Raw genomic sequence first — 13,375 nt, 5'->3', positions numbered from 1 at the left:
GGCCCGCTGCGGACGGGCGCCGGCGCGGCGTTCGCCCGCGACGGCACCCGCCGGCCGGCCGCGGCCGGGATCGTCCCGCGCCGATGGTAAAATGCCGGATTCTCCTCCCCTCGCTTGCCCCGGCTTCAAGGCCCGCCCGATCATGTCCGACACTCGTCCCGATACGCTTTTCGCCCTCACCGCGCTCTCGCCCATCGACGGCCGCTACGCCAGCAAGACCGAAGCGCTGCGCGACTGGCTCTCCGAAGCCGCCTTCATGCGCCACCGCGTCACCGTCGAGGTGCACTGGCTGATCGCGCTGTCGCGCGCCGGCTTCGCGGAAGTCCCGCGTTTCTCCGACGCCGCCGAGCAGTTCCTGCTGCAGCTCGCCGAGCGCTTCACCGCGCACGACGCCGCACGTATCAAGGAAATCGAGCGCGTGACGAACCACGACGTGAAGGCCGTCGAATACTGGCTGAAGGAATCGGTGAAGGGCCAGGCCGAACTCGAGAAGGCGAGCGAATTCATCCACTTCGCGTGCACGTCCGAGGACATCAACAACACGTCGCACGGGATGATGCTCGCCGGCGCGCGCGAACACGTGATCGTGCCGGCGCTGCGCACGGTCTACCAGCGCCTCGTCGCGCTCGCACACGCGCACGCCGAACAGCCGATGCTGTCGCGCACGCACGGCCAGCCGGCCAGCCCGACGACGCTCGGCAAGGAACTCGCGAACGTCGCCGCGCGCCTCGCCCGTGCGATCGTTCGCATCGAGAAGGTCGAGATCCTCGGCAAGATGAACGGCGCGGTCGGCAACTTCAACGCGCACCTGTCCGCGTATCCGGAATTCGACTGGGAAGCGTTCTCGCGCGACGTGATCGAAAACCGCCTGAAGCTCACGTTCAACCCGTACACGATCCAGATCGAGCCGCACGACTACATGGCCGAGCTGTTCGACGCGGTCGCGCGCGCGAACACGATCCTGCTCGACCTCGACCGTGACGTGTGGGGCTACATCTCGGTCGGCTACTTCAAGCAGAAGACGAAGGCCGGCGAAATCGGCTCGTCGACGATGCCGCACAAGGTCAACCCGATCGACTTCGAGAACTCGGAAGGCAACCTGGGCCTCGCGAACGCGACGCTGCGCCACCTCGCCGACAAGCTGCCGGTGTCGCGCTGGCAGCGCGACCTGACCGACTCGACGGTGCTGCGCAACATGGGCGTCGCGCTCGGCTACTCGCTGCTCGCGTACGACTCGCTGATTCGCGGCCTCGACAAGCTCGAAGTGAATCCGCAGCGCCTGAACGAAGATCTCGACAACTGCTGGGAAGTGCTCGCCGAGCCGGTGCAGACGGTGATGCGCCGCTACGGCATCGAGAACCCGTACGAGCAGCTGAAGGAACTGACGCGCGGCAAGGGCATCACGCGCGAAGCGCTGCAGCAGTTCGTCGGCACGCTCGCGATCCCGCAGGATGCGAAGGATCGCCTGCTCGAGATGACGCCCGCGTCGTACATCGGCAAGGCCGTCGAACTCGCGAAGCGGATCGCGTAAGCGCCGCCGTCGCCAGACGCGAAAAAGCCCGATGCGATCGCTCGCATCGGGCTTTTTTCCTTTCAGGCGCTCAGAACGAAATCATCCGGCCCGGGTTGAGCGCGCTCATCACGCTCATCGCGGCCTTCGCGGCCGGGATCGCGATCGGCGACAACTGACGGCCGAGCGGAATCGCGCGGTGGTCGATGCCGGTGAGCATCGAGAAATCGTCGTTGCGTCCGACGAAATCGTCGCAGATCGCCTTGCCGATCCGCACCGTTTGCGCGACGCCGTGACCGCTCCAGCCCTGCACCATGTACATCGGCACGCGGCCGTCGGTCTTGCGGCTGTCGGTGGCGCCGTTCAGCGTGAAATCGCTGACGCCGCTCCAGCAGTAGTCGAGCGCGAACTGGCCGTCGACCTGCGGAAACACCGTGTTCAGCCGCGTCATCAGATACGCGTTGACGTCGGGCTGCGCCCAGCAGCTGCCGGTACCCTGCCCGCCGAACAGCAGGCGGTTGCCGCGCACCGGCCGGTAGTAGTCGATCTGGAACTGCGTGTCGTACACGGGCATGCCGGCCGGCATCAGCGTCGCGACGTCGACGTCGAGCGGCGCCGTCACGCTCACGTAGGTAAAGAACGGCACGGTGGTCGCGGCGCCGTCGTCGAGCAGCCGGAACGTCGTGTTGTGCAGCGCGAGCACGACACCCTTGCGCGCGGTGATCGTGCCGCCCGGCGTCGTCGCGACGACGCCCGCCGGCGTGTCGTCGAGCTCGAGCACCTCGGTGCCCTCGAACAGCGCGCCGCCGTTCAGCCGGAAGCCGTGCACGAGGCCGCGCACCAGCGCGAGCGGATGGATCTGCCCGCCGATCGTGTCGATCGCCGCGCCGTGGTACAGCCCCGAGCGCACGTATTCGTCATGCAACTGGTGGCGGCCGACGAGCGTCACGCCCGCGTCGCCGAGATGGCGGCGCGCATCCGCGCCGTCGAGCAGCGCGCTCATGTGGCCCGGGTGGACCGCCGCCGTGATGTGGCCGCGCTTGCGGTCGAGATCGAGCGCGTAACGCGCGCCGATCGCATCGATCAGCCCCATCGATTCGGCCGACGCGAAGCGCCACAGCCGCTTCGCATCGTCGTGCGACAGGTAATCGATCATGTCGGCGGCTTCCCAGCGCGCGAGGCCGGGCGTGAGCTGACCGCCGTTGCGGCCCGATGCCGCCGAGCCGACGTGATGCTTGTCGACGAGAATCGTGTCGACGCCCGCTTCCGCGAGATGCAGCGCGGCCGACGCGCCGAGCAGCCCCGCGCCGATCACGAGCACGTCGCATACGGCGTCGTGCGCGAGCGGCGCGGTGTTCGCGTGGCGCGACAGCGACGCCTCGTACCAGTTGGCCGGGCGCTCGCCGTCGTAACGGGCCGGGTCGCACCAGTTCCAGTTGTCTTTTTCGATGTTCAGTTGCGTTTGCTCGAAACGCGATTCGCCCTGGATCAGGGGTTGGTGATTGGAAGTCATGATTGCACTTGCATGGTCTTGGGCCACCTTCGAAGAGCCTGTTGGCTTTGCGTGTGGGGCAGCCGGTTCCACATGGGTGTCAACGAGAAAAGGGGCGCAATGGCCCGTGTTGACGGCGGGCACGCGTGTGCCGCCTGGATCCCGGACTGTGCGAAAGCACGTATTGAAAGGTGCCGGGACACCCAATTTCTACATCGCAGAAATAATTCTACAGTGTAGAATAAGCTTTCGTCAAGTTTACGGCCGGGCCTGCGCCGGCCGCCAGCCCGCATCGATGAAAGACAAACCCGCCCAGGGCCCGCGCGGCCTCGACAAGGACGCGATCGTCGCGGCCGCGCTCGCGCTGCTCGAAGACGTCGGCGAAGCCGCATTCAGCGTGCGCAAGCTCGCGCAATCGGTCGGCTGCGATCCGATGAGCGTGCTGTACCACTTCAAGTCGAAGGACGGCCTGAGCCGCGCGATCGCGAACGCGCTGTCGCGTTCGCTCGTGCCGGTCGACGACGCGCTGCCGTGGCGCGACCGGCTGCGCGACCTCGCGCGCCAGTACCGCGCGCTCGCGCTGCGCCACCCTGCCGCGTTCGCGCTCCTGCAGCGCCACATGAGCACGGGGCCCGCCGATCTCGCGCACATCGAGGCCGTGCATCGCGCGCTGGTCGACGCCGGCATCCCGCGCCCGGCGCTGCCGGCCGTGTGCGTCGGCTGGTATGCGAGCGTGATCGGGCTCGCCGCCGCCGAGGCCGGCGGGCTCACGCGGCCCGCGAACGACGTCGAGCTCGCGGAAATGCACGCGCTGTCCGACACCGAGCATCCGCTCGTCAAGTCGGCCGCGCCGCTCTATGCGCAGCTCGATCCGGCGGCCGTGCACGACACGATGCTCGACGTTCTGCTCGACGGCATCGCGATGCGCGCGCACGCGGCCTGACCGGCCGGCGGGCCGCCAACGAAAAAGGCGCCCCGAAGGGCGCCTTTTTCATCACGTATTGCCGCGAACCGCGCTCAGTGCGGATGCGCGCTGTCGATCTTCGTCATCACCTGATCGACGATCTGCTCGGGCGTCAGCTCGATGCTGACCACGATCGCTTCGTCCGGGCCCGGTTCCTCGAGCGTGTCGAGCTGGCTCTTCAGCAGCGACGGATCGAAGAAATGGCCGGTGCGGGTCTTCAGGCGCTCGTGCAATACCTCGAACGAACCCTGCAGATACACGAACCGCACGTCGGTGTCGGTGCCGCGCAGCACGTCGCGGTACGACCGCTTCAGCGACGAGCAGGTGAAGACGGCCGTCTCCCCCGCGCGCTGCTTTTCCTCGATGGCCGCGCGAATCGCGCGCAGCCACGGCCAGCGGTCGTCGTCGGTCAGCGGAATGCCGTGGTGCATCTTTTCCTTGTTCGCCGCGCTGTGAAACGCGTCGCCGTCGGTATAGCTGCACGACAGGCGTTCCGCCAGCATTTCGCCGATTCGCGACTTGCCCGCGCCCGACACGCCCATTGCGATCAGAATCATTGACTACCCCTTGTTACAAAACCAGGCTCAGCAGCAGCGTGAAGCTCAGACCAAGCACCGAGATGATGGTTTCGAGCAACGACCAGGTCTTGAACGTCTGACCGACCGTCATCCCGAAGTACTCCTTGATCAGCCAGAAGCCGCCGTCGTTCACGTGCGAGAAGATCAGCGAGCCCGAGCCCGTGGCGAGCACCAGCAGCTCCGGGCTGACCGTCGTGCCGGCCGCCGCCGCGATCGGCGCGACGATGCCGCAGGCCGTCGTCATCGCGACCGTCGCCGAACCCGTCGCGAGACGCATCAGCGCCGCGACGAACCAGCCGAGCAGCAGCGGCGACAGGTGCGCGTGCTTCGCGGTCTCGACGATCTGCTGCGAGATCCCGCTGTCGCGCAGGACGCCGCCGAAGCCGCCGCCCGCGCCGACGATCAGCGTGATCCCGGCGATCGGCGCCAGGCACTCGCTGCAGAACTTCTGGATCTGGTCGCGGTTGAAGCCCTGCTTCGCGCCGAACGTCCAGAAGCTGACCAGCACCGCGATCAGCAGCGCGACGTCCGAGTTGCCGGCAAAGCGCAGCAGGTTGTTCGGCAGCGACTTCGGCGTGAACAGCAGGTCGGCCCAGCTGCCGACGAGCATCAGCACGACGGGCAGCAGGATCGTGAACAGCGTGATGCCGAAGCTCGGCAGTTCGCGCTTGCGGCCATCCGTGTGCGAATCGACGAACTGCGCGGCGAGCGGGTTGTGTTCCGGCAGCTTCACGAACTTCGAGATCATCAGCGCGAACATCGGGCCCGCGATGATCGCGGTCGGCACGCCGACGAGCAGGCCGAACGCGATGGTCTTGCCGATATCGGCGCCGTATTGCTGGACAGCCAGCAGCGCGGCCGGGTGCGGCGGAATCAGCCCGTGCACGACCGACAGGCCGGCCACCATCGGCAGGCCGACGACGAGCAGCGACTTGCCGGTGCGCTTCGCGACGTTGAACGCGATCGGGATCAGCAGCACGAAGCCGACTTCGAAGAACACCGGCAGGCCGACGATGATCGCGACGAACATCATCGCCCAGTGGATGTTCTTTTCCCCGAACCAGTCGATCAGCGTGGTCGCGATCCGTTCGGCGCCGCCCGATTCGGCCATCATCTTGCCGAGCATCGTGCCGAGGCCGACGACGATCGCGATGTGGCCGAGCGTGCCACCGGTGCCCGTCTCGAACGACTTGACGATCTTGTCCATCGGCATGCCGACGACGAGACCGAGGCCGAGCGAAACGATGATCAGCACCAGGAACGGGTAGATCTTGTAGCGCGCGATCATCAGGATCAGCGCGGCAATCGCGATCAGCGTGAATACGAGCAGCATGCTGCCTTGGACAGCCCCCATGTGGCACTCCTCCTAGAATTGTTCGAACCGGGCGAGTCGTTGCGAGTATGCCCGGCTATGCAGGTCTCCGAAACACGGGAGGTCCCCCACCCGCCGTCAGGACGCTGAATTTTACTTATCTTTACGGTCCACGGATAGAACCGGTTCCATCAGCAAAAACCCTCGGTAAAACAAGCACTAAGCGCTTGTTCTCCGAGGGTCAGACTACCATTTCGTACAAGTCTTAGCGGGGCAGCTGGCTCGCGGCTTGCGCGAGGCGCGTGACTTCGGCCCAGTCCTGCGCGGCGAGCGCGGCTTTCGGCGTGAGCCACGAGCCGCCGACGCACACGACGTTCGGCAGCTTCAGGAAATTCGGTGCGCTCTCGACCGTGATGCCGCCGGTCGGGCAGAACTTCAGCGCCGGGAACGGGCCGTGGAACGCCTGCAGCATCGGCACGCCGCCCGCCTGCTGCGCGGGGAAGAATTTCACGATCTCGTAGCCGAATTCGAGCGCCTGGATGATGTCGCTCGGCGTCATCACGCCCGGCAGCAGCGGCAGGCCCGCGTCGAGCGACGCGAGGTGCAGGTCCTTCGTCAGGCCCGGCGACACGCCGAACTTCGCGCCCGCGCGCTTCGCCTGCGCGCAATGCTCGGGCTTCGTGATCGTGCCGACGCCGACGACGATGTCGTCCGCGAGCTGGCTCGCGCGCTGGATCGCTTCCAGGCCGGCCGGCGTACGCAGCGTGATCTCGAGCACCTTCACGCCGCCCGCGTGCAATGCGCGCGACACCTGTTCGCCCTGCTCGACCGAGTCGAATGCGAGCACCGGAATGACCGGGCCCAGCTTCACGATTTCACCAATCGTCTTCATCGATAACACTCCTTGAAATTCATGCGGCGACGCGGACGGCCGTTTCGCCGACCAGCGTCCCGAAAACCGATGCGCCCTGCTCGGCCGGCGCCGCGGCCGCGCGGAACACGCCGAACAGTTCGCGCCCGAAACCGACTTCATTCTCGGCCTGGTGCTGCGGCTGCGCGACCGGGCGCGCGTGCCACTCGGCGGCGTCGACCTCGATGTCGAGCACGCCGGCTTCCGCGTCGATCACGAGCGTGTCGCCCGTCTTCACCTTGCCGAGCGGGCCGGCCAGCAGCGCCTCCGGCGACACGTGGATCACCGCCGGCACCTTGCCCGACGCGCCCGACATGCGCCCGTCGGTCACCAGCGCGACGTGGAAGCCCTGATCCTGCAGCACGCCGAGCAGCGGCGTCAAACGGTGCAGCTCGGGCATCCCGTTCGCGCGCGCGCCCTGGAAGCGCACCACCGCGACGAAATCGCGCTTCAGCTCGCCGCGATCGAATGCCGCCTGCACGGCTTCCTGCGAATCGAACACGATCGCGGGCGCCGTCACCTTGCGGTGCTCGGGCGCGACCGCCGAGATCTTGATCACGCCGCGGCCGAGCCGGCCCTGCATCAGGCGCAGGCCGCCGTCCGGCTGGAACGGGTCGCGGATGCCGCGCAACACCTTCGGGTCGTGGCTCTCGGCCGCGCCGTCGACCCACGTCAGCTTGCCGTCGATCAGCTTCGGCTCCTTCGTATAGTGCGACAGGCCCTTGCCGGCGACCGTCGTCACGTCCTCGTGCAGCAGCCCGCCTTCGAGCAGGTTGCGCACCAGGAACGCGACGCCGCCGGCCGCGTGGAAATGGTTCACGTCGGCCTTGCCGTTCGGGTAGATCTTCGCGAGCAGCGGCACGACGGCCGACAACTCGTCGAAATCGTTCCAGTCGATCAGCACGCCGGCCGCGCGCGCGATCGCGACGAGGTGCAGCGTGTGGTTGGTCGAGCCGCCCGTCGCGAGCAGCGCGACGATCCCGTTGACGATCGCCTTCTCGTCGATCACATGGCCGATCGGCGTGTAGTGGCCGCGCTCGACGGTCAGGTCGAGCACACGGCGCGCGGCCTCGGCCGTCAGCGCGGTGCGCAGCGGCGTGTGCGGATGGACGAAGGCCGAACCCGGCAGGTGCAGCCCCATCAGCTCCATCAGCATCTGGTTGCTGTTCGCGGTGCCGTAGAACGTGCAGGTGCCGTGGCCGTGATACGCGGCCGATTCGGCTTCGAGCAGCGCGTCGCGGCCGACCTGGCCGGTCGCGAACTGCTGGCGGATCTTCGCCTTGTCGTCGTTCGACAGGCCGCTCGTCATCGGGCCGGCCGGCACGAAGATCGTCGGCAGGTGGCCGAACTGCAGCGCGCCGATCAGCAGGCCCGGCACGATCTTGTCGCAGATGCCGAGGCACAGCGCCGCGTCGAACATGTTGTGCGTGAGCGCGATCGCCGTGCCCATCGCGATCGCCTCGCGCGAGAACAGCGACAGCTCCATCCCCGGATTACCCTGCGTGACGCCGTCGCACATCGCCGGCACGCCGCCCGCGAATTGCGCGACACCGCCGTTCTCGCGCGCGGCGGCCTTGATGATCTCGGGGAAATCCTTGTACGGCGCGTGCGCGGACAGCATCTCGTTGTACGAGGACACGATGCCGATGTTCGGCTCGCGGATCGCCTTGATCGCGAACTTGTCGTTGCCCTCGAGGCCCGCGAAGCCGTGCGCGAGGTTCGCGCAGGACAACGCGCCGCGCGCCGGGAACTTGCCCTGCGCGCCGTCGATGCGCTGCAGATAGGCGGAACGGGTCGATTGGCTGCGGGCGATCACGCGTTCGGTGACCTTCGCCAGGGTGGGGTGCAGCGACGTCATGCTGGGCGCTCCTGTATGCCGGCCGACACCGGCGGTTGGAATCGTGGGGACGGTCGAATGCATCGACAGAACGAAGTCAGTCTAGTAGAAAAACTACACGCATGCAATGCAGATCGATTCACGCGCAACCCTTACTCCCGCCACCAGCAAGGCTTAACCTAGTGAAAACCCTAATTCATGCCCCCAACACCGCCGCGAAAGGACAATGATGTAGCTAGTATTTTTATGTAGATTTTCTACAATTCGATTGCGATACACTCGCTCATCCGAACCCGATTACCGCCTGCCGTCCCATGCTGCCTCGCATTGAAGCGATCCGCGCCGAGTTGCGCCCGTCCGAGCGCAAGCTCGCCGACTACATCCTCGCCGCGCCGCGCGAGGTGCTCGACCTCGCGATGACCGAGCTGTCGACGCGCGCGGACGTCAGCCAGCCAACGATCGCGCGCTTCTGCCAGGCGCTCGGTTGCAGCGGCTTTCGCGAATTCAAGATCCGGCTCGCGCAGAGCGTCGCGCCGGGCGTGTCGTCGGTGTATCGCGACGTCGAACACGACGAACCGGCGCCCGGCATCATCGGCAAGGTGTTCGACCGCACGATCGGCGCGCTGATCGAGGTGCGCAACAGCCTGTCCGCGGGCAGCGTCGCCGATGCGATCGCGCTGCTGTCGAACGCGTCGCGCATCGAGTTCTACGGCGCCGGCGGCTCGGGCATCGCCGCGCAGGACATCCAGCACAAGTTCTTCCGGCTCGGCGTGCCGAGCGTCGCGTATTCGGATCCGCACACGTTCTCGATGTCGTCGGCACTGCTCGGGCCGCACGACGTCGTCGTCGCGATCTCGAACACCGGCCGCACGCGCGACATCGTCGACGCCGCGCGCTCCGCGCTCGCGTGCGGCGCGAAGGTCGTCGCGATCACGCAGAGCCATTCGCCGCTCGCGAAGCTCGCGACGGTCAGCCTCGCGTCGAACGTCGCCGAGGAAACGGACGTGTTCTCGCCGATGACGTCGCGGATGTCGCATCTCGCGATCGGCGACATCCTCGCGGTCGGCGTCGCGCTGTCGCGTGGCCCCGCGCTGATGGAACGGGTCGGCCGCGCGAAGGAAGCGATCACGCGCCGCCGGATCGACGACGGCACGAAGGACTGAAAAGGAACCGCGCGTAAACGACAAACGGCGCCCCGCAGGGCGCCGTTGCGCAGGGATCGACGCCGGCCGCACCTCGCCGGCAACACCGCTCAAAACGGTTTGATCACGACCAGCGCGACCGCCGCGAGCATGCCGAGCACCGGCAGCTCGTTGAACACGCGATACCACTTGTCGGTGCGGCGGTTCTCGCCGCGCTCGAACACCCGCAGCAGGTGCCCGCAGTACGCGTGATAGATGACGAGCAGCAGCACGACCGTCACCTTCGCATGGATCCAGCCCTGCCCCTGCCCGATGCCGATCACGAGCCAGAGCCACAGCCCGCAGGCCAGCGCCGGCACCGCGATCATCGTCATGAAGCGGAACAGCTTGCGCGCCATCAGCAGCAGGCGCCGCACCGCGGCCGGATCGGTCTCCATGGCCAGGTTCACGTAGATGCGCGGCAGGTAGAAGAGCCCCGCGAACCACGCGGCGATCAGAACGATATGGAACGTCTTGACCCAGAGCATTGCCATCGGTTGTGCGCCTCGCTTTACTGGCGGCCTTCGCCGTGTCCGAGCACGACGTACTTCAGCGACGTCAGCCCTTCCAGGCCGACGGGGCCGCGTGCGTGCAGCTTGTCGTTCGAGATGCCGATTTCCGCGCCGAGGCCGAATTCGAAGCCGTCCGCGAAGCGCGTCGACGCGTTGACCATCACGCTCGCCGAATCGACCTCGCGCAGGAACCGCATCGCGCGGTCGTGATCCTCGGTGACGATCGCGTCCGTGTGATGCGAGCCGTAATGGTTGATGTGCTCGACCGCGGCGTCGAGGCCGTCGACGACCTTGATCGCGAGCACCGGCGCGAGATATTCGGTGTGCCAGTCTTCCTCGGTCGCATCGACGAGCGGCCCGACGCCCGCATCGGCAAGCACCGTGCGCGCGGCCGCATCGACGCGCAGCTCGACCTGCTTGTCGCGATACAGCTTGCCGAGCGGCGGCAGCAGCGTCGCCGCGATGCCGCTCGCGACCAGCAGCGTCTCCATCGTGTTGCAGGTGCCGTAGCGGTGCGTCTTCGCGTTGTCGCAGACGGTCAGCGCCTTGTCGAGATCGGCGCGATCGTCGACGTACACGTGGCAGATGCCGTCGAGGTGCTTGATCATCGGCACACGCGCCTCGTTGATCAGGCGCTCGATCAGGCTCTTGCCGCCGCGCGGCACGATCACGTCGACGTAGTCGGTCATCGTGATCAGCTTGCCGACCGCCGCGCGATCGGCCGTCGCGACGACCTGCACCGCATCCTGCGGCAGGCCGGCCGCCTCGAGACCTTCGCCGATCAGCTTCGCGAGCGCCGCGTTCGATTCGAGCGCTTCGGAGCCGCCGCGCAGGATCGTCGCGTTGCCCGACTTCAGGCACAGCGCGGCCGCGTCGATCGTCACGTTCGGACGCGATTCGTAGATGATGCCGATCACGCCGAGCGGCACGCGCATCTGGCCCACCTGAATCCCGCTCGGGCGGAACTTGAGGTTGCCGATCTCGCCGATCGGATCGGCCAGCGACGCGACCTGGCGCAGGCCCTCGACCATCGTCTTCAGCGCCTTGTCCGACAGCGTCAGGCGGTCGATGAACGCCGCATCGTGCCCCTTTTCACGGGCGCGGGCGACATCGCGTGCGTTCGCCTCCTTCAGCGCCTGCGCGTCGCGTTCGATCGCGCGGGCCACGGCGTCGAGCGCCGCGTTCTTCGCAGCCGTGCTGGCGCGCGCCATCGCGCGGGAAGCGTGCCGGGCGCGGCGGCCCAGGTCGGTCATGTACTGATCGATATCCATCGTGTGACTCGAGAAGCGAGCCGCGCTGGGCGGCATGAATTCGTGGGGAAGCATGTGGGGCGGCGGCCGGATGGCCGCCCCGACCATCGAAGCATTGTAAGCGGGTTGCGCAGTGCGCGCTGACGGCCCGGAGGGACTTAACGCCGCACGCGACCCGCGGCCGGCGGTCGTTCGCCGCGTGCGCCCGCAACCGTCATCGCGAGCTGGAACAGCCCGTCCCACGGATCGGGCGGCGGCTCGTCCTGCGTACGGCGGCCCGGCATGACGGCCGTGAGCCCCTTGACCTGCCGGTCGAGCTTCGCGGCAAACGCGAGCGCCTTTTCGAGCGCGGGTGCCGACACGCGGTTCAGCGCGGGGCCGATCAGCCGCTCACGCGGCCCCCACACGCGGTTCTCGCGCAGCAGCGTCGCCAACGGCTTGCCGGCGTCCGCACCGCGCTTGATCCGCAGCAGCGTGCGCAACTCCTCGACGACGGCCCACATCACGAGCACGATCGCCTCACCCTCGCCCTTCAGCCCGTCGATCATCCGCGCGAGCCGCGCGGCGTCGCCGGCGAGCATCGCTTCGTTCAGCTTGAAGACGTCGTAGCGCGCGACGTTCAGCACCGCGTCGTGCACCTGCTCGAACGACAGCGCGCCTTGCGGATACAGCAGCCCGAGCTTCTGGATTTCCTGGTGCGCGGCGAGCAGGTTGCCCTCGACGCGCTCCGCGATGAACTGCAGCGCGCGCCGCCCGTCCTCGCCGGGCGCGGCGCGCTGGCCCTGCATCGCGAGACGCTGGCCGATCCAGTTCGGCAGTTGCGCGCGGTCGACCGGATCGATCTTCAGCGCGACGCCGCCGTTCTGCAGCGCGGTAAACCACGCGGATTTCTGCGTGGCCGCGTCGAGGCGCGGCAACGTGACGAGCATCAGCGCATCGGGGTTGGGCGTGGCCGCGAGCGTCTTCAGCGCATCGGCGCCTTCCTTGCCGGGCTTGCCCGACGGAATGCGCAGCTCGATCAGCTGGCGCTCGCCGAACAGCGACATCGCCTGGGTCGCGCCGAGCAGCACGCTCCAGTCGAAGCCGCGCTCGACCGTATGCACCGAACGCTCGGTGAAGCCGGCCGCGCGCGCGGCCGCACGAATGCGGTCGCACGCTTCCTGCGCGAGCAGCGGCTCGTCGCCGTAGACGGTATAGAGCCCGGCCAACCCCTTCGCGAGGTGCGGCTCCAGCGCATCAAGTCGCAATTGCATCGGTGCGTGCGCCGACGATCAGAGCGGCGGCGGCGGCAGCGGTGCGCGCGGCGCGACGCCCGGCACCACGTCCTCCGGCGCCGGCGTCAGCGAGTGGACGATCGCGAGACGCCGCATCAGCTGGTCGACCGCATCGCTCTGCATGTCGCCGTACAGGATGTCGGCTTCCTGCGCCTTCGCGTTCGTGTACTGATCGCTGTACGTCATCGCGCGGTTCAGCGCGATCACGCTCGGCGGGATCAGTACGGTGCCGTCCTTGCTCGTCAGCGTGTAGTTCAGCGTATAGAACAGTGCGTATTCCTGCGCCGAGCCGAACTGGTTGAGCGTCAGCGTGTTCTGGCCACGCGCCTCCCACACGCGCAGCACGGCGTCGGCGTCATCCGCCGACTTGACGATCTTCGTGTCGCTGCCGGCCTGGACGAGGCGCGTCAGCCGCGCCTCGACGGGCGCCGGCGCGCCGGTCACCAGCAGGTGCTTGAACGCGTAGTCCTGCTGGCCGCGCAGCTGGAAGCCGCATGCCGACAGCGCGACCGCACTGCCGACGAGCATCAAAAACGATCTGCGGATCACCTTCGC

At 67.5% G+C, this 13,375-nt stretch carries 12 protein-coding genes; 3 read left to right on the top strand and 9 right to left on the bottom strand.

Annotated features, from left to right (window positions below; genetic code table 11):
* Window positions 1-142: 142 nt before the first annotated feature.
* Window positions 143-1,531, top strand: coding sequence for an adenylosuccinate lyase (gene purB, locus ACN22W_RS03285; protein WP_048251211.1), 1,389 nt, complete (start codon window positions 143-145; stop codon window positions 1,529-1,531).
* A 70-nt stretch (window positions 1,532-1,601) separates the two neighbouring features.
* Here the strand turns inward: purB and ACN22W_RS03280 are convergent, their stop codons facing one another.
* The gene (locus ACN22W_RS03280) at window positions 1,602-3,023 is read right to left on the bottom strand and encodes an NAD(P)/FAD-dependent oxidoreductase (protein ID WP_419686214.1); all 1,422 of its coding nucleotides are present in this window, start codon (window positions 3,021-3,023) and stop codon (window positions 1,602-1,604) included.
* A 274-nt stretch (window positions 3,024-3,297) separates the two neighbouring features.
* On the opposite strand from ACN22W_RS03280, the gene ACN22W_RS03275 reads away from it, so the two are divergent.
* Complete coding sequence (locus ACN22W_RS03275) at window positions 3,298-3,945, top strand: TetR/AcrR family transcriptional regulator (RefSeq protein WP_419686212.1); 648 nt, start codon at window positions 3,298-3,300, stop codon at window positions 3,943-3,945.
* 74 nt (window positions 3,946-4,019) lie between these two features.
* Here ACN22W_RS03275 and ACN22W_RS03270 read toward each other — a convergent pair whose 3' ends face one another.
* From ACN22W_RS03270 to edd, 4 genes are all read right to left on the bottom strand, one after another.
* Window positions 4,020-4,523: a gluconokinase gene (locus tag ACN22W_RS03270; RefSeq protein WP_419686211.1), complete on the bottom strand. Its 504-nt coding sequence runs from the start codon at window positions 4,521-4,523 to the stop codon at window positions 4,020-4,022.
* Between the two features lie 13 nt (window positions 4,524-4,536).
* Window positions 4,537-5,898, bottom strand: coding sequence for a GntP family permease (locus ACN22W_RS03265; protein WP_048251207.1), 1,362 nt, complete (start codon window positions 5,896-5,898; stop codon window positions 4,537-4,539).
* Window positions 5,899-6,121: 223 nt separating this feature from the next.
* Window positions 6,122-6,748 carry a bifunctional 4-hydroxy-2-oxoglutarate aldolase/2-dehydro-3-deoxy-phosphogluconate aldolase gene (eda, locus tag ACN22W_RS03260; protein WP_048251206.1) on the bottom strand — a complete coding sequence of 209 codons (627 nt, stop codon included), beginning with the start codon at window positions 6,746-6,748 and terminating at the stop codon, window positions 6,122-6,124.
* 19 nt (window positions 6,749-6,767) lie between these two features.
* The gene (gene edd, locus ACN22W_RS03255) at window positions 6,768-8,624 is read right to left on the bottom strand and encodes a phosphogluconate dehydratase (protein WP_419686209.1); all 1,857 of its coding nucleotides are present in this window, start codon (window positions 8,622-8,624) and stop codon (window positions 6,768-6,770) included.
* Window positions 8,625-8,917: 293 nt separating this feature from the next.
* On the opposite strand from edd, the gene ACN22W_RS03250 reads away from it, so the two are divergent.
* Window positions 8,918-9,766: a MurR/RpiR family transcriptional regulator gene (locus tag ACN22W_RS03250; RefSeq protein WP_419686208.1), complete on the top strand. Its 849-nt coding sequence runs from the start codon at window positions 8,918-8,920 to the stop codon at window positions 9,764-9,766.
* 89 nt (window positions 9,767-9,855) lie between these two features.
* Here the strand turns inward: ACN22W_RS03250 and ACN22W_RS03245 are convergent, their stop codons facing one another.
* The 4 genes from ACN22W_RS03245 to lptE form a co-directional block, all read right to left on the bottom strand.
* Window positions 9,856-10,278 carry a CopD family protein gene (locus ACN22W_RS03245; RefSeq protein ID WP_006760213.1) on the bottom strand — a complete coding sequence of 141 codons (423 nt, stop codon included), beginning with the start codon at window positions 10,276-10,278 and terminating at the stop codon, window positions 9,856-9,858.
* Window positions 10,279-10,295: 17 nt separating this feature from the next.
* Complete coding sequence (locus ACN22W_RS03240; protein ID WP_419686206.1) at window positions 10,296-11,567, bottom strand: glutamate-5-semialdehyde dehydrogenase; 1,272 nt, start codon at window positions 11,565-11,567, stop codon at window positions 10,296-10,298.
* A gap of 137 nt (window positions 11,568-11,704) precedes the next feature.
* The gene (holA, locus tag ACN22W_RS03235) at window positions 11,705-12,799 is read right to left on the bottom strand and encodes a DNA polymerase III subunit delta (protein ID WP_129513703.1); all 1,095 of its coding nucleotides are present in this window, start codon (window positions 12,797-12,799) and stop codon (window positions 11,705-11,707) included.
* A gap of 18 nt (window positions 12,800-12,817) precedes the next feature.
* Window positions 12,818-13,369 carry an LPS assembly lipoprotein LptE gene (gene lptE / locus ACN22W_RS03230; protein WP_129513702.1) on the bottom strand — a complete coding sequence of 184 codons (552 nt, stop codon included), beginning with the start codon at window positions 13,367-13,369 and terminating at the stop codon, window positions 12,818-12,820.
* Window positions 13,370-13,375 lie beyond the last annotated feature (6 nt).

This window comes from Burkholderia theae (genome assembly GCF_048565265.1).
GTDB lineage: Bacteria > Pseudomonadota > Gammaproteobacteria > Burkholderiales > Burkholderiaceae > Burkholderia > Burkholderia theae.
Note: the sequence above shows the minus strand (reverse complement) of the source record. Positions and strands in the feature narration are given on the sequence as shown.